Below are 15,687 nucleotides of genomic sequence, written 5' to 3'. Positions count from 1 at the left end.
GTGGCCCGGTTTGTGGAGCGCCCGAGCACATTCGGTTGGTAGCGGCCCGACGACCGTTCATTCGCTCAGGATTCGGGCGCGCCCGCTCGCCAGTACGCCTGCGCCTTCACACTCGCCTTGCCGAGTTTGTAGTCGTTCTTGAACGAGGCCGACACCGCCCGGGTGGCCTTCATGTCCAGGGCGACCCAGCCGAAATGGCCTGTCGCGTCGAACGCCGCATCGCGAACGGCCTCGATGAGGGCGTCTCCACCGCGGTCCCGTTTGATCCAGTTGACGGTGTCCTGGTCGCGGAGCCGCAACGGCAGCGACTTGTCGGACTCGTGCGCGTACTCGAACCAGACGGTGGCCGGGGTCGACGGATTCGCCGACACCGAGATCGCGTCGAGCAGCGAGTTGATCGCGGGCAGCGCGGCCGTGTCCCCGGCGATCAGCCAGCCGGCCGGCGCGGGCTCCGGGATGGCGAACTTGGACCCCATGAAGGTCGACGAGATCGTCCCCCCGGGCTCCGCGGCCTCGGCCCACCGGGTCGCCGCGCCGTCGTGCATCGCGAACTCGAGGTAGAACGAATCGGTCGCCGGCTCCGGGTCGACCAGGGTATAGGCGCGCTGATGCAGCTTGCCGTGCTTGTTCTCGAACCAGATCCGGACCCACATGGTCGGATGGACCGGACGGTCGGTGAGCAGGCCGCCGCCGGTGAACCCCAGTCGGATGTACTCGTCGGTGACCCTCTCGTTGCTCATGACCGTGAGCTCGTAGTCGTCGGCACCGAACAGTTTGAGGACGGCCCCCTGCCAGCCGCGCGATTTCGACTTCGTCATTTCCGCCATCTGGACGACCCCTCCTCGGAGAACAGACATTCGCTCTCAGGGTAGCCTACGCTAACTGTCCAACTTCCTTCCCGCGGAGGATCACGCCGGCGCGAGCGGCACCAGCCCGGGATGTGCGTCGAGATAGCTCTTGGTGAACGAGCACACCGGCCGAAGTCGGGCGCCTTGGCCGCGGACGTAGTCGACGGCACCGCGCATCAGACGTGTGCCGAGTCCGTGACCGGTGTATTCGTCGTAGAGAACGGTGTGCAGGATGGTGATCGTCCGCTTGCCGTCCACGCAGTCGGTGCTGTACCCGAGGACGCCGACGAGGTCGCCGGCCACCCACAGCTCGAACCGCTCGCGGACCGGGTTGTGCACGACCTGCGAAATCTGCTGCAGGATCGCCTGCGCAGATTGCGGTGGCCGAGATCGATGTTTCCGTTGCATGAGCCCTCCGGCGCATCGGGAGATGACCCGATGACAGGACTCCCCTTCCCACCAGCGGACCTGGGACCATCTGTGATCCCGGTCACAAACCATACCCTACGATCCCGTAGGTATCAGGAAACCGGCACAGGCTTTCGCGTGGGTAAGTATCGCGCGGTACGGGTGCACTGGTCGCCGAGGTCGTTCGGCACGTAGGGTGTCGGATAGGCCGATCGGCCGCACAATTGCACAACGCGGGGGCTCCCACGATCACCGGGGGCTGAGATGGCGACAGGCGGTCGCCGACCGCCCGAACCTGTCCGGATAATGCCGGCGTAGGGAGCCATCATGGGAACACCCGTATCTGAATCCGTCGTGACCACCGGTCCGATCGAGGGCAGCCACAAGCACTACCACGAACTCGATCACCTGCGGATTCCCCAACGACGCATCGAACTCACCAACGGTGAACACCTCGACGTCTACGACACGTCCGGCCCATACACGGACGCGACCGCGACGATCGACGTCGAGCGCGGTCTGGCGCCCACCAGGGATTCCTGGCACCGTCCGGACGCGATCGACGGCGCGTCGACCCAGCTCGCGTGGGCACGTGCCGGCATCGTCACCGACGAGATGCGCTACATCGCCGCTCGCGAGGGCGTCGACGAGGAACTCGTCCGCAGCGAGGTCGCCGTCGGACGGGCCGTCATCCCGGCCAACCATCGTCACCCGGAGTCCGAGCCGATGATCATCGGCAAGGCGTTCGCGGTGAAGGTGAACGCCAACATCGGCAACTCCGCGGTCACCAGCTCGATCGCCGAGGAGGTCGAGAAGATGGTGTGGGCCTCACGCTGGGGCGCCGACACGATCATGGACCTGTCCACCGGCAAGGACATCCACATCACCCGCGAGTGGATCCTGCGGAACTCACCGGTCCCGGTGGGCACCGTACCGATCTATCAGGCCCTCGAGAAGGTCAACGGCGACCCCACCAAGCTGACGTGGGAGATCTACCGCGACACCGTGATCGAGCAAGCCGAACAGGGCGTCGACTACATGACGGTGCACGCGGGTGTCCTGCTGCGCTATGTGCCGCTGACGGCTCGCCGCGTCACCGGCATCGTCTCGCGCGGCGGATCGATCATGGCGGCCTGGTGTCTCGCGCACCACGAGGAATCGTTCCTGTACACCCACTACGACGAGCTGTGCGAGATCTTCCGCCGCTACGACATCACGTTCTCACTGGGCGACGGTCTGCGGCCGGGATCGATCGCCGACGCGAACGACGAGGCGCAGTTCGCCGAGCTCCGGACGCTCGGCGAACTGACGAAGATCGCGAAATCGCATGGTGTGCAGGTGATGATCGAAGGCCCGGGCCATGTCCCGATGCACAAGATCGCGGAGAACGTCCGGCTCGAGGAGGAACTCTGCGAGGAGGCGCCGTTCTACACCCTCGGACCGCTGGCGACCGACATCGCGCCCGCCTACGACCACATCACCTCGGCGATCGGCGCAGCACTCATCGCCCAGGCGGGTACCGCGATGCTGTGTTACGTCACGCCGAAGGAGCATCTGGGACTGCCGAACCGCGACGACGTCAAGGTCGGAGTGATCACCTACAAGATCGCCGCCCACTCCGCCGACCTCGCCAAGGGCCACCCCGGCGCGCAGGAACGTGACGATGCATTGTCCAAGGCGCGCTTCGAGTTCCGTTGGACAGATCAGTTCAACCTCGCGCTCGACCCGGACACCGCCCGCGAGTACCACGACGAGACGATGCCCGCCGAGCCGGCCAAGACGGCTCATTTCTGCTCCATGTGCGGACCGAAATTCTGCTCGATGCGGATCTCCGCGGACGTCCGCACCTATGCCGAGGAGAACGGGCTCGTGACGGCCGAGGACATCGACCGCAAGATCGCCGAGGAGATGGCCGCGAAGTCGGCGGAATTCGTCGAGGCGGGAAAGCACGTCTACCTCCCGCTTGAGGCGACGACCGGCGGTTCCCCCGCCAGATGAGCGACGACCTCGGACTGCCGACCGCCGCACCGGGTGTCACGCCGGCCCGCGTCCTGACGATCGCGGGGTCGGACTCGGGTGGCGGTGCCGGCATCCAGGCCGACATGCGCACCTTCGCGCTGCTCGGCCTGCACGCGTGCGTGGCGGTGACCGCGGTGACTGTGCAGAATTCGTTGGGCGTCCAGGGATTTCAGGAGATCGAACCGGAGACGGTCGCCGCGCAGATACACAGCGTGGTCACCGACATCGGGGTCGGGGCGGCCAAGACGGGCATGCTCGCGTCGGCGCCGATCATCGAGGCGGTGGCCGGCGCGTGCATCGACCTCGGCATCGGACGCGACCGCGGAGTTCCCCTCGTCGTCGATCCGGTGTGTGCGTCGATGCACGGCGACGCACTGCTGGCCACCGAGGCCCTGGACACGTTGCGCACCAGTCTGATTCCCCTGGCGACGGTGGTCACCCCGAACCTCGACGAGGTCCGCCTGATCACCGGGATCGACGTGGTCGACGCGACGTCCCAGCGCGCGGCGGCCCACGCCCTGCATGATCTCGGCGCGCTCTGGGCTCTGGTGAAGGGCGGACATCTGCGATCGTCCGACCACAGTCCCGACCTTCTGTTCGACGGCGACGAGTTCCACGAGTTCGTCCACCCGAGGATCGCCACGACCCACGACCACGGGGCGGGCGACACACTGGCCGCCGCCATCGCGAGCGCGCTCGCCCACGGCTATTCGGTCCCCGACGCCGTGTCGTTCGCCAAGCGATGGGTCACCCGCGGGCTCGAATCCGCCTACCCACTCGGCGCCGGGCACGGTCCGGTGAACCCGCTGTGGCGGGTCACCGCCCCCTGATACCCGCACCCCGTCCCGTCCCGTCCCGTCCCGTCGACAGCAACCCATATCCCGCCGACAGCAACCTCGATCCTGCCGACGGCAACGCGAATCTCGTCGAGAGCAACGTTTCCCGGCTCCCCCGGCGCGGCCCGAAGCGCGCCCACGCGGTCTGAGTATCGTCGTCGGCGCCCTGGGGTGTTGCTCTCGGTGGGATTGATGTTGCTGTCGGCGAGAAACTGGTTGCTGTCGACCGGATATGGGTTGCTGTCGGCGGGATTCATGTTGCCGTCGACGGGATTCGGGTTGCTGTCGACGGGATTCGGGTGGGGGTTGGCGGGGGTGGGGGTCGGCAGGGCGGGCTACTTTTGCCAGCCCACGTCCTCCACCGGACCGATGTAGAACTGTCCCGCACCGTAATTGGCGAGGTTCTCCTTGACCGCGATCATCGCCGGACCGTTGAACAGCGGTAGATCGGAGTACTGCGCGAACGCCTGCCGTTCCACCTTGTTGCCGGCGGAGATCTGGGCCATCGGCTCCGGGATCTGTGCCACCCGGGCGATCTCGGCATCGAGCTCCGGTGATCCGGCGCCGGCCTTGTTCAGCTGCGATCCCTCGCACCACGTCTGGCAGAGGTAGGCCATCCCGAACGGATCACTGGACGAGAATCCCATCAGGAACAGGTCGAATTCCTTGTTCACGACGACCTTCGAGAAATCCGAGGACGGTCGCTGGGCGATCACCACGTCCACGCCGATCTGCTTGAGGATGGCCTGAAAGGCGCGACCCAGGTTCTGGATCGCCGGCGAATCGGACAAGATCGGCAGCGACAACGACAGCCGCCGGCCGTCTTTCATCCGGATGCCATCGTCGTCATCTCCGACCCGCCAGCCGGCGTCGTCGAGGAGCCTGCGCGCACGGTCGGGGTCGTAGTCGACCACGCCCTTGACGTTGTCCTCGTAGCCGGGCTGGAACGAGTACATCTGCAGCGATCCGGGCAGCGGCTCGGTGTAGTTGAGCCCGGTGAATCGGATGCGTGCCAGCGTGTTCCGGTCGACGCCGCGAAGCACTGCCGCGCGCACCCGCCGATCGTTCAGGATCGGCGTGTCCAGATTCACCACCAGGAGGGACTGTTGCGGCGAGGCCGCGGTCCGGATCGTGACGCCCCCCATCGTGATCACCTGGGCCCGTGAGTCCTTGCTGCCGACCCCGATCGCATCGAGCTCCCCATTGCGGAACGCGTTGATCGCGGCCTGGTCCTCCATCTGCCGGAACGCCCGCCGATCGAGTTTGCCGGGGTTGCCCCACCATTGCGGGTTGCGCTTGAACACGACGACGCCGGTGTTCTGATCGTAGGAGCCGATGGTGTACGGCCCGGCACCCCATTCCGCGTGCGGGTTCTGCAGGTACGCGCGGTTGTAGAGATCTGCGGTGCTGACCTTCGGGTTCAGCAGGTAGTTGAAGAGCCCGTCCGGCCAGGCCCACACACCCTTGAACCGGACCACCGCCTGTCGATCGTCGAGTCCCCTGGCGACGGATTCGATCTGGTCATAGCCGTCGGTCGAACTCACGATGTAGTTCGGGTCGGCACCGCTGCTCGACCGCCAGGTGTTCACGAAGGAGCGATAGTCGATCGGCGCGCCGTCGTTGTAATGGGCCTTCGGGTTGATGGTGTACGTGACCACCGTCTTGCCGTCCACCAGTTCTTTGCGGACGTCGGTGAGGTAATCGCGGTTGAACGAGTAGGTGCCGTCGGGCGCGAAGTAGGCCAGGGTCGGGTTGTACCAGCGCCAGAGCAGGAGGGTGTACGCGGAGCCGTCGGCCTGGAAGGTGTTCCACTGCGGACTCACCTCGGTGATCGCCGTGGTCAGGCTCCCGCCGTCCCGGACGTTCGCCCGCGGTTGCGGGTTGAGGTCGGCACCGGTCGTCGAGATCGCCGAGTCGTCCAATCGCACGCCACAGCCTGCACATCCCATGATCGCCAGGGAGAACACGAGGATCAACACGACGAATCGCTTCACGACGCCTCCTGTGACATCGGCATCCGGTCCGTGAAGTGGCACGCCGCACTGTGGTCGGCGCCCGCGCCCGCCAGCACAGGTTCCTCATCCCGGCACCGGGCCCGCTCGGTCTCGGCGAGAGTGAGATGTAGCGGACACCGGCCCACGAACGCACACCCGACGATCTCGTCGGTGGGACTCGGCTGCTCGCCGCGCAGCACGATCGGTGTGCGGGCACGCTCGGCACGTGGGTCCGGTATCGGGACGGCCGACAGCAGGGCCTGGGTGTACGGGTGCCTCGGCTCGTCGAACACCGTGGCGGTCGGACCCACCTCGACGAACCTGCCGAGGTACATCACCGCAACCCGGTCGGCCATGTGCCGAACCACCGAGAGATCATGTGCCACCACGAGATACGCGACGTCACCGTCGGCCTGCAACCGACGGATGAGATTGACGACGTCGGCCTGTACCGAGACGTCGAGCGCCGAGAGCGGCTCGTCGAGGATGATCAGTTTGGGATCGGTCGCCAGCGCTCGCGCGATGGCGAGGCGCTGGCGCTGTCCGCCCGAGAAGGCCGACGGATAGCGGTCGGCGTGCGCCGGATCGAGTCACCCGCCGCAGTAGTCCGCCGACGCGTTCTTCGGTGTCGTGCTTGGACAAGCCCAATGCGCGCAACGGTTCTCCGACGACGTCGAAAGCGGTGAACCGCGGGTCGAGTGCTTCCGACGGGTCCTGGAACACGATCGCCATCTCGCGGCGCAGGACCCGGGCCCGTCGTCGGGACAGTTCGGCAGGGTCGGTGCCGGACAGTCGGACGACGCCCGCCGGCTGCCCGAAATCCATCACCTCGAGCAGTGTGGTGGATTTCCCGCTGCCCGACTCGCCGACGATCGCCATGGTCTCACCGCGGCGGATGTCGAACGAGACCCCGTCCACCGCCCGGACGGTCCCGACCCGGCGCTTCATGATCCCACTGGTGAGCGGGAACTCCTTACGCAGGCCGGCGACTTCGAGAATCACCGGCCGGACGTCGCCGCCCGGCGCGACCGGCTCGCGGGTCCCGACGGCGGGTTCGCTGTAGACGGGCTGTCCGTCGATGGTGGCGTCGTCGCCGATCTCGGCCGCACGGACACACGCAGCCGCATGCCCACCGGCCTCGGCCACCGCAGAGTCAACGACCCCGGCAGAGTCACCAACGCTGTCGACGTCGACGGGGATGAGTTCCGGTTCGTGCCGGAGACATTCGTCGATCGCGATCGGACAGCGTGGTGCGAACTGGCAGGCCGACGGCGGATCGATGAGCACCGGCGGTGTACCGGGGATCGGCGTGAGCGATTCGGCGATCCGGTCCACTCGCGGCACCGCCCCGAGCAGCCCGATCGTGTAGGGCATCCGTGGTGTGTCGAACAGTGGTTGCGCGGCGGCGCGTTCGACGGCCCGGCCGCCGTACATCACCACCACGTCGTCGGCGGCGCCCGCCACCACCGCGAGATCGTGGGTGATGAGCAGGATGGCCGCACCGGTCTCGGCCTGCGCAGTCCGCAGCAACGACATGATCTGCGCCTGGATGGTGACATCGAGGGCGGTGGTCGGTTCGTCGGCGACGATCACCGCAGGATCGTTCGCGATGGCCATCGCGATCATCACGCGCTGGCGCATACCACCGGACAGTTCGTGCGGGAATGCCTTGACCCGCCAGGCGGGGTCCGGGATTCCCACGAGCTCGAGTAGCTCGACCGCCCGTGCCATCGCCGCCTTGGTACCGATCTCCTGATGCGCCTTGAGCGCCTCGACGATCTGGGCACCGACGGTGAAGACGGGCGTCAACGACGAGAGCGGGTCCTGGAAGATCATCGAGATCTCCCGCCCCCGGATCGTCGACATCTCCTTGTCGGCCAGCCCGAGCAGTTCGCGTCCGTCCAGGGTGACCGATCCACTCACCACCGCGGATTCCGGGAGAAGCCCCAGGACCGCCAACGCGGACACCGATTTCCCGGAGCCCGACTCGCCGACCACCGCCAGCGTCGACGACGCGGACACGTCGAACGAGAGGCCGCGGACCGCGTCGACCCGACCTGCCTCGGATCCGAAGGACACCCGCAGATCCCGCACCGACAGCACCGGTTCGGCGCCAGGGCCGGTCGAGCTGCTCATGCGCGAGCCCCCGATCCGGAGGTCGGGTCCAGTGCGTCGCGAAGTCCATCGGCGATCAGCGCCATCGACACGGTCAGCAAGGTCAGCACCGCGGCGGGGAAGTAGAACAGCCAGGGCGATGCGAACAGTGCTCCGGTCCCCGACTGGAGCAGAGCGCCGAGCGTGACGTCGGGGATCTTCACGCCGAGGCCGAGGAAGGACAGACCGGTCTCGGCGAGGACCGTTGCCACCACGCCGAGCGCGAAGTTGATCACCAGCAACGAGGCGAGGTTGGGCAGGATGTGGCGGGCGACGATCGTGATGGGCGGCTCCCCCAGATACCTTGCGGCCGATACATAGTCACGCTCCCGGATCGACTGGGCCATGGAGTGGACGATGCGCGCCAACATCATCCAGCCGGTCATGGTGAGGACCACGATGAGCCAGCGCCAGTCACCGCCGGTCTTGTTGGAGATCAGCGCCAGGATCAGGAAGGTCGGCACCACGAGAAGCAGATAGATGACACCGAGGATCAGCCGCTGCACCCATCCGCCGAAATAGGCGGCGAGGGCACCGACGAAAGCGGCGATCACCGTGGTGCCCAACGAGACCGACAACGCGATGATGAGTGATCGTTGCAGACCGTGCACGACCTGCGCGTACAGGTCGTTGCCCGCGTCGTTGGTGCCGAACCAATGCCCGGACGACGGCGGGAACCCGATCGCCAGGAAGTCGGTGTCGGTGTACGAGTACGTGGTGAACAGACCGCCGAAGAGCGCGAAGCAGACCAGGATCACGAAGATCACCAGGCCGACCAGCGCCGAACGGTGACGTGCGAACCGCCGCGCGATGAGCGCGCCGCGTCCCAGGCGCCGCCGGGCGATCGGGGCCTGCAGGCTGCCCTCGACCGGACCGACACCGTCGGCGAGCAGCCCACCCGTCTCACCCATGATGGGCGCGGTGGCCGTCGGGTCATGCGCGCCCCGCCCATGGAAGTGCTTCGACTCGGCGTCTCGGGACCGGTCGTTCCGGGACGGTTCCGGAGGCATCATCACCATGTCAGGTCACCCGCACTCGTGGATCGAGGTAGACCACCGCCAGATCGGCGAGGATCGCGCCGACCGCGGTGGCCAGGGCACCGAAGGCGGCCACGGCCACCGCGCCGTACACGTCGTTGGTGTTGATGGACGTGACGAAGTAGCGGCCCATCCCCTCCCACCCGAAGATCGTCTCCGTGATGACGGCGCCGGTGAACACCGCCGGGATCGCGAAGGCCACTCCGACGGCCACCGGGATGATCGCGGTGCGCAACGCATGTCGTCGTACCGCGACCCCGCGCCTGAGCCCCTTGGCACGGGCGGTCCGGACGTAATCCGCATCGATGGTGTCGAGCAACAGCGAGCGCTGCATGAGGTGCAGTCCCGCATATTGCACGGCGACCAGCGTGATCGTCGGCAGGATCAGGTGTTTGATCCGATCGGCCAGTACCGGGAAGAACCCGTGCACGTCGATGCTCGACGACCCGGCCACGTACACCACCGTGTGCCCCACCCGCTGATTGACCGCGATGCCCAGGAGCACCACCGCCAGGCCGGCCACCGCGATGGGTATGTTGATCATCACGATCGAAACCAGTTGCCATGCGCGGTCGGCCAATCGGTAGTGCCGCAGGGCCGTGTAGACGCCGAGCGCGATACCCAGCAGCGTCGCCAGCACGGTCGCCGCGGTGAGCAATTGCACCGACGACCAGATCCGGAAACCCACCTGCGCGTTGACGCTGGTGCCCACCGGCGTCGAACCCCAATCCCAGTGCAGCAAGATGTCGGTCAGCCAGGTCCACCATCGCTCGAACACCGGCGTCTTGTCGTTGAGGTTGTAACTCGTCAGCGTGTTGTCGACGACCTCGGGAGGCAGCGGAGGTTTGCGTTCGGCGTAGTTCGACCGCGGATCGAGAAACCAGGTCGCCAGGAAGAACGTGAGGTTGGTCGCGACGAAGACAAGGACCGCCCACGCGGCGATGCGTTTGCACAGGTAACCGATCACCTACGACCTCTGACTCCGGCTGTCCCGGCCGGGGGCTGACCGGCGGCAGTCGACCCATTGTGTCAGCGCGACCGTCGATTCGCCGGGTTCCGCGCGGCACGGTGTCACCGCGACCATAATCGGGCAATGGCCTGGAACTACCTCATGGACATGGATGGCGTGCTCACCAGCGAGGAGCACCTGATCCCCGGTGCCGACGCATTTCTCGCCGAACTGACCGCGAACGGCACGCCGTTCAGCGTGCTCACCAACAACTCCATCCGCACGCCACGGGATCTGCGGGCCCGCCTGCTGCGGATCGGTCTCGACATCCCGGAATCGGCCATCTGGACGTCGGCGCTGGCCACCGCGCGTTTCCTCGATTCGCAGCGTCCGGGCGGATCGGCCTACGTCGTCGGCGAATCCGGCCTCACCACCGCGCTCCACGAGATCGGCTACGTGATCACCGATTCGGACCCCGACTATGTGGTCCTCGGCGAGACGCGTACGTATTCGTTCGAGGCCATCACGACCGCGATCCGGCTCGTCGAGCGGGGCGCGCGATTCATCGCCACCAACCCGGACGCCACCGGTCCGTCCACGAGCGGGTCGTTGCCGGCGACCGGCGCGGTGGCCGCCCTGATCAGCAGGGCCACCGGACGCGACCCCTACTACGTCGGCAAACCCAATCCGCTGATGATGCGGTCGGCGCTCCGGCAGATGGGCGCACATTCCGAGCACACCTTGATGATCGGCGACCGGATGGACACCGACGTGATCGCCGGGATGGAGGCCGGCCTCCAGACACTGCTGGTGCTGTCCGGCATCTCCACGCCGGCGTCGGTGGAGCTGTATCCCTACCGCCCGACCGAGGTGATCGGCTCGGTGGCCGACCTGGTGGGGCGCACCCAGGATCCGTTCCGCAGCTGACCGCGACGCGACTTCACCGACAGCAACCCCGAAGACGCCGACAGCACCCGACTCCGACAGGAGTGCGGGTGCTGTCGATGAGCATCGGGGTTCTCTCGGCGTGAACTCGAGGAACCCGTCAGCGGATCAGGCCCTCATTGGATCAGGCCCTCGTCAGATCAGACCCTCGTCAGATCAGGAGAGTGCCTTGGCCTTCAGGGCGTCGAACTCCTCCTGCGTGATGGTCCCGGCGTCCAGCAGACCCTTGGCATCGGCGATGTGCTCGGCCGGGCTCTTGCCGGCGACCGACTGGATGTAACTGTCGGTGGCCTGCTTGGCCTGCTGTGCCGCCTCGCTCTGCCGCTCGGACATGCCGCGGCCCTTCACGAGCAGATACACGATCGCGGTGATGTACGGGAGGATGACCAGGAAGATCACCCACACGGCTTTCAGCCAGCCGGACGCCTTCTTGTCGCGGAACAGGTCGGTGATGATGAACCAGAGGACCATCAGGTATGCCACGAACGCGAAAATGACGATCGTGTACCAGATGAAGTCCCAGAACGAGTCCCACATGGGAAATGCTCCTTGCATGTCAATGTCGGCCCCGACGGGGATCGCCGGGCCGTCAAAAGCTTCTCACAGCCCGTACTCAGAGGCACGGCTTGGCGACGATTCGCTCACCCGGAGTCGCTTGCCGGCGTCGATCGACGGTGCCGCGATGCGCCGCCCGGCGACCTCACCGACGGCTGAGGGTCAGCAGGAAATCTCCCGCGTCGTCGGTCCACGTCTTCACGACGTCGAGGCCCGCGACGGCGAGTTCGTCGGCGAGATCCGCCGGGTCGAACTTCGTGCTGATCTCGGTCAGGACCTCGGCGCCCCGCGTCAGTCGCCACCGTCGGTCCAGCGCAGCGAAGTACACATCGATGTCGCGGCGCGCCCGAAGCCACATCTCGATCCGGTGGCGGACGGGATTCCATCGCGCGATGTGGTCGAAGTCGTCGACGTAGAGACCCTGCGCGTCGAGTCCGGTACGCAGCACCTCGATCATGTTTCGATTGAAATCCGCGGTCACCCCGGCCTTGTCGTTGTACGCCGCGACCAGTCGGCCGGTGTCCTTGATGAGATCCGCCCCGAGCAGGAAATAGTCACCGGGCGCGAGCGCATCTGCGAGCGTGCGGAGGAATGCCCCGCGCTCGGGTACATCGAAGTTGCCGATGGTTCCGCCGAGGAAGACGGCGATTCGCGGTCCGCCGGCGGCGGGCAGCGTGAGATCGGGGCTCGTGAAGTCCGCGACCATGGGTTCGACGCCGATGTCCGGATAGTCCAGGGCCAGCTCCGCCGACGACGACTCGAGGATCTCGGTGCTGACGTCGAGCGGCACGTACGTGAACGACCGCCCCGCGGCGGCGGCCCGCTCGGCGAAGGCGCGCAACAGCAGTCGGGTCTTGGTCGAGGTGCCGGAACCGAACTCGACCATCATGGCCGCGTCCGCCACCGCCGCGATATCGGCACTGCTCGCGCGCAGGATCGCGGTCTCCCGACGGGTCGGGTAGTACTCGGGTACTCGCGTGATCTCGTCGAACAGCAGGCTCCCACGCTCGTCGTAGAGCCACTTCGTCGGGAGGGTCGGCGGATCGGCCCACAGGCCCGCCACGGCGTCGACGGCAAGCGCGTCGTCGATGCTGACTGTCATCGGGCCAGCCGCAGGCCGGAGAATGCCCACCTGGCATGGGCCGGAAAGAAGTTCCGGTAGGTCACCCGCTCGTGGCCCGGTGGCGTCACCGCGCTCGCGCCCCGCAGCACATGCTGATCGCACATGAACTTCCCGTTGTACTCGCCGACCGCACCGTTGGCCGGGACAAACCCCGGATACGGCAGGTAGGCACTGGCGGTCCATTCCCAGACATCCCCGACCATCGAGGTCCCGGCCCGGCCCGGATGGCACCGCGCCGGATCGAGCAGTTGTCCGCGCGCGTCTCCGGCAGTGGCCGCGGCGGCCTCCCACTCGAACTCGGTGGGCAGACGGGCACCCGCCCACCGGGCGTAGGCGTCGGCCTCGTAGAACGAGACGTGCACGACCGGCTCGTCCAGTGCCACGCGACGACGACCGGACAGCGTGAAGGTGGTCCACTCACCATCGCTGAACTGCCAATATTCCGGCGCTTGCCAACCGGTTTCGTGGATGTGAGCCCAGCCGTCGGACAGCCACAGCTCCGGTCGGCGATAACCGTCGTCGGCCATGAACTCGAGCCACTCGGCGTTGGTCACCGCTCGTTCGGCGATCTCGAAGTCCTCGAGGAAGACGCGGTGGCGCGGTCCCTCGTTGTCGTAGGCGAACGCTGTGTCGGGTCCTCGGTGGGCGCCGATCTCGGTGATCCCACCGGCCAGCGACCGCCACGTGAGGGGTTCCCGGACGTCGGCGTCGTCGGCCTCGCGATCGACATAGACCGGGGCGAAGGCATGTGTGGAGAAGAGGTGCTTGATGTCCATCAGCAACAATTCCTGGTGCTGCTGCTCGTGGTTGCACCCGAGCTCGACCAGCGCCAGCACGTCGTCATCGATGGCACCGCGCTCGAGCGCATCGACCATCGCACTGTCGACGTATTCGCGATAGTGGGCGATGTCGGCGATCCCGGGACGCGTCACCAGCCCGCGCTCCGGTCGTGGATGCCGGGCACCGACCGCCTCGTAATAGCTGTTGAACAGGTAGCGGTAGGTCTCGTCGTACACCGCATACGACGGGTCGCTACGGAGGATGAACTCCTCGAAGAACCACGTGACGTGGGCACGATGCCATTTGGCCGGGCTTGCGTCGGTCATCGACTGCGGCGTCTGGTCCTCGGCGGACAAGTTCGCGGTCAAGACGTCGGTCAGGGCACGGACATCGAGGAATCTGCGTGGACTCGGGTCGTTCGCCAAGCTCGAGGGCATGGCGGACGCCGGCGCGGGCCGGTTGGTGATGCTCACTGGTACCTCCCGTTTTCTGTGTGACCTGGCACGTGGTCGGGACGGACGGGCAACCCTCGAACCTCCATCGTTCCCACGGTCGGTACCGCTGTCAACGAATCGCCCCGAGGCCACGCGCCATCGCATCACATGCCACCGACAATTTTGCGCATCCCGGATCGCGCCGTCGCCAGGTGTCGTCAACTACGGGTTGACGGTGCATGGCCGTCAACCTAGTGTTGACGTATGTCCGAACCAGTCATCATGAAGAACGTCCGCCTCGACGACCTCATCGCGGCCATCCGGACCGTGCACGACGATCCGCTCGATCAACTCTCCAACGCCGTCGTCACCGCCGAACACCTCGGCGAGGTCGCCGATCACCTCATCGGACACTTCGTCGACCAGGCCCGCCGTGCGGGGGCGTCGTGGACCGAGATCGGGTCGAGCATGGGCGTCAGCAAGCAGGCCGCGCAGAAGCGGTTCGTCCCGCGCACCCCGGATACGCCGCTCTCCGAGGAGTCGAACCCGTTCGGGCGCTTCACCCCTCGGGCCCGGAACGTGGTGGCCGAGGCCAACAACCTCGCCATCGGCGATTACAGCGAGTCCGTCACCCCGGAACATCTCGCCCGCGGCCTCGCCGTCGCGCCCGAGTCGGTGGCCGACCTGACGCTGCGTGCGCAGGGCGTCGAACTGACGACGCTGGCCGCGGCCTGCACACCGGAGGCCCGCGCCGCCGAGGAGACCCGCGGCGACAAGAAGTCACTCGTCCCGTTCGACGATCGGTCCAAGGCGGTACTCGAGACGACGGTGAGCACCGCGCTGGAGATGGGCCACAACTATGTCGGCACCGAGCATCTCCTGCTGGCGCTGTTCACGGACCCGCCGGTGGCGGCCGTCCTGGAGTCACTGGGCGTGGAGGTCGATCCGGCGCGGACGTTCATCCGGGAGACCCTCGCCCAGTTCACGAAGTGATCCGAGGTCAGTCGCCGTCTCCGTCCGCTTCTTCGGATTCCTCGACGGTGTCGTCGTCGATGTAGTGCACCGCGGCCTCCTCGGCCGAGGCGCCCGCCCCGTCGATGCCGGCGTCGGCGGCGAAGGACTCCTGCTCGTCGTCGACGCCGGTGCCCTCGTCGGGCGCGATCAGCCGACCCGCCCGGCCACCGCCGGCCTGATCGCTGTCGTCGTACGCGTCGTCACGGTCGGAAGCGTGTGAGCGCCAGTCTTTTTTGATGTCGTCGAGCGGATCGCTCGCACCGATGTCGGGTTCCTCCTCGGAGAGCCGCTCGTCGAGGGTCTCGCCGTCGCGCTGCTCCTGCGAGGTGAGCCCCCGTCGGGCGCCGCTCGGGCGATGATCCGGCGGCGAGTAGCCCTCGTCGAGAACATCGTCAACACCGCGATCGTCGAGGGTGTTCTCGGGCTGGAGCTGGTCGTCGTCGTCGAGGCTGTATTCGCCGTCGGACCCTTCCGGGGTGCTGCCGATGTCACTCACGACCTTCACGATGCCAGTACCGACGGGTGGAATCCACCACGACAGCGAATCGTCGCACGGTCGACACGGGAGCCGCGGGGTGTCGTCGAGCGTCC

At 66.8% G+C, this 15,687-nt stretch carries 13 protein-coding genes, 1 pseudogene and 1 riboswitch; of the genes and pseudogenes, 4 read left to right on the top strand and 10 right to left on the bottom strand.

Going from position 1 to position 15,687, the window contains the following annotated elements; genetic code table 11:
* Window positions 1-65 precede the first annotated feature (65 nt).
* Together ACLQ3I_RS15435 and ACLQ3I_RS15430 are read right to left on the bottom strand one after the other, a co-directional pair.
* Window positions 66-827 carry a siderophore-interacting protein gene (locus tag ACLQ3I_RS15435; RefSeq protein WP_425802975.1) on the bottom strand — a complete coding sequence of 254 codons (762 nt, stop codon included), beginning with the start codon at window positions 825-827 and terminating at the stop codon, window positions 66-68.
* An 81-nt stretch (window positions 828-908) separates the two neighbouring features.
* Window positions 909-1,256, bottom strand: a complete 348-nt coding sequence (locus tag ACLQ3I_RS15430) for a GNAT family N-acetyltransferase (RefSeq protein WP_425790245.1) — start codon at window positions 1,254-1,256, stop codon at window positions 909-911.
* A gap of 223 nt (window positions 1,257-1,479) precedes the next feature.
* Window positions 1,480-1,594: riboswitch (TPP riboswitch) on the top strand.
* Here ACLQ3I_RS15430 and thiC point away from each other — a divergent pair.
* Complete coding sequence (gene thiC / locus ACLQ3I_RS15425) at window positions 1,584-3,254, top strand: phosphomethylpyrimidine synthase ThiC (RefSeq protein ID WP_425790247.1); 1,671 nt, start codon at window positions 1,584-1,586, stop codon at window positions 3,252-3,254. (Overlaps the previous riboswitch by 11 nt.)
* The gene (thiD, locus tag ACLQ3I_RS15420; protein ID WP_425802973.1) at window positions 3,251-4,105 is read left to right on the top strand and encodes a bifunctional hydroxymethylpyrimidine kinase/phosphomethylpyrimidine kinase; all 855 of its coding nucleotides are present in this window, start codon (window positions 3,251-3,253) and stop codon (window positions 4,103-4,105) included. Before thiC ends, thiD begins: the two co-directional genes overlap by 4 nt.
* A 341-nt stretch (window positions 4,106-4,446) precedes the next feature.
* Here the strand turns inward: thiD and ACLQ3I_RS15415 are convergent, their stop codons facing one another.
* From ACLQ3I_RS15415 to ACLQ3I_RS15400, 4 genes and pseudogenes are all read right to left on the bottom strand, one after another.
* Window positions 4,447-6,105 (bottom strand): ABC transporter family substrate-binding protein, encoded by a 1,659-nt coding sequence (locus ACLQ3I_RS15415; protein ID WP_425802971.1) that lies wholly within the window; start codon window positions 6,103-6,105, stop codon window positions 4,447-4,449.
* Window positions 6,102-8,241: pseudogene (locus ACLQ3I_RS15410) on the bottom strand (dipeptide ABC transporter ATP-binding protein). Before ACLQ3I_RS15410 ends, ACLQ3I_RS15415 begins: the two are co-directional and overlap by 4 nt.
* Complete coding sequence (locus tag ACLQ3I_RS15405) at window positions 8,238-9,278, bottom strand: ABC transporter permease (protein WP_425802968.1); 1,041 nt, start codon at window positions 9,276-9,278, stop codon at window positions 8,238-8,240. Before ACLQ3I_RS15405 ends, ACLQ3I_RS15410 begins: the two are co-directional and overlap by 4 nt.
* A 1-nt stretch (window position 9,279) precedes the next feature.
* On the bottom strand, window positions 9,280-10,263 hold the full coding sequence (locus tag ACLQ3I_RS15400) for an ABC transporter permease (protein WP_425790257.1): 984 nt from the start codon (window positions 10,261-10,263) through the stop codon (window positions 9,280-9,282).
* A gap of 126 nt (window positions 10,264-10,389) precedes the next feature.
* Between ACLQ3I_RS15400 and ACLQ3I_RS15395 the strand changes: the two genes are divergently transcribed.
* Window positions 10,390-11,172 carry an HAD-IIA family hydrolase gene (locus ACLQ3I_RS15395; RefSeq protein WP_425790259.1) on the top strand — a complete coding sequence of 261 codons (783 nt, stop codon included), beginning with the start codon at window positions 10,390-10,392 and terminating at the stop codon, window positions 11,170-11,172.
* A gap of 174 nt (window positions 11,173-11,346) precedes the next feature.
* Here the strand turns inward: ACLQ3I_RS15395 and ACLQ3I_RS15390 are convergent, their stop codons facing one another.
* The 3 genes from ACLQ3I_RS15390 to egtB form a co-directional block, all read right to left on the bottom strand.
* Window positions 11,347-11,727 carry an SHOCT domain-containing protein gene (locus ACLQ3I_RS15390; RefSeq protein ID WP_425790261.1) on the bottom strand — a complete coding sequence of 127 codons (381 nt, stop codon included), beginning with the start codon at window positions 11,725-11,727 and terminating at the stop codon, window positions 11,347-11,349.
* Between the two features lie 163 nt (window positions 11,728-11,890).
* The gene (gene egtD, locus ACLQ3I_RS15385; RefSeq protein ID WP_425802966.1) at window positions 11,891-12,847 is read right to left on the bottom strand and encodes an L-histidine N(alpha)-methyltransferase; all 957 of its coding nucleotides are present in this window, start codon (window positions 12,845-12,847) and stop codon (window positions 11,891-11,893) included.
* Complete coding sequence (egtB, locus tag ACLQ3I_RS15380; protein WP_425803565.1) at window positions 12,844-14,085, bottom strand: ergothioneine biosynthesis protein EgtB; 1,242 nt, start codon at window positions 14,083-14,085, stop codon at window positions 12,844-12,846. The genes egtD and egtB overlap by 4 nt, the downstream gene beginning before the upstream one ends.
* 261 nt (window positions 14,086-14,346) lie before the next feature.
* On the opposite strand from egtB, the gene ACLQ3I_RS15375 reads away from it, so the two are divergent.
* A complete protein-coding gene (locus ACLQ3I_RS15375; RefSeq protein ID WP_425802963.1) occupies window positions 14,347-15,075 on the top strand; it encodes a Clp protease N-terminal domain-containing protein in 729 nt (242 codons plus the stop codon).
* 7 nt (window positions 15,076-15,082) lie between these two features.
* Here ACLQ3I_RS15375 and ACLQ3I_RS15370 read toward each other — a convergent pair whose 3' ends face one another.
* The gene (locus ACLQ3I_RS15370; RefSeq protein ID WP_425802961.1) at window positions 15,083-15,592 is read right to left on the bottom strand and encodes a DUF5709 domain-containing protein; all 510 of its coding nucleotides are present in this window, start codon (window positions 15,590-15,592) and stop codon (window positions 15,083-15,085) included.
* Between the last annotated feature and the right edge of the window lie 95 nt (window positions 15,593-15,687).

The sequence above is a fragment of the Gordonia sp. DT101 genome (assembly GCF_049844895.1).
Classification (GTDB): Bacteria; Actinomycetota; Actinomycetes; order Mycobacteriales; family Mycobacteriaceae; genus Gordonia.
Note: the sequence above shows the minus strand (reverse complement) of the source record. Positions and strands in the feature narration are given on the sequence as shown.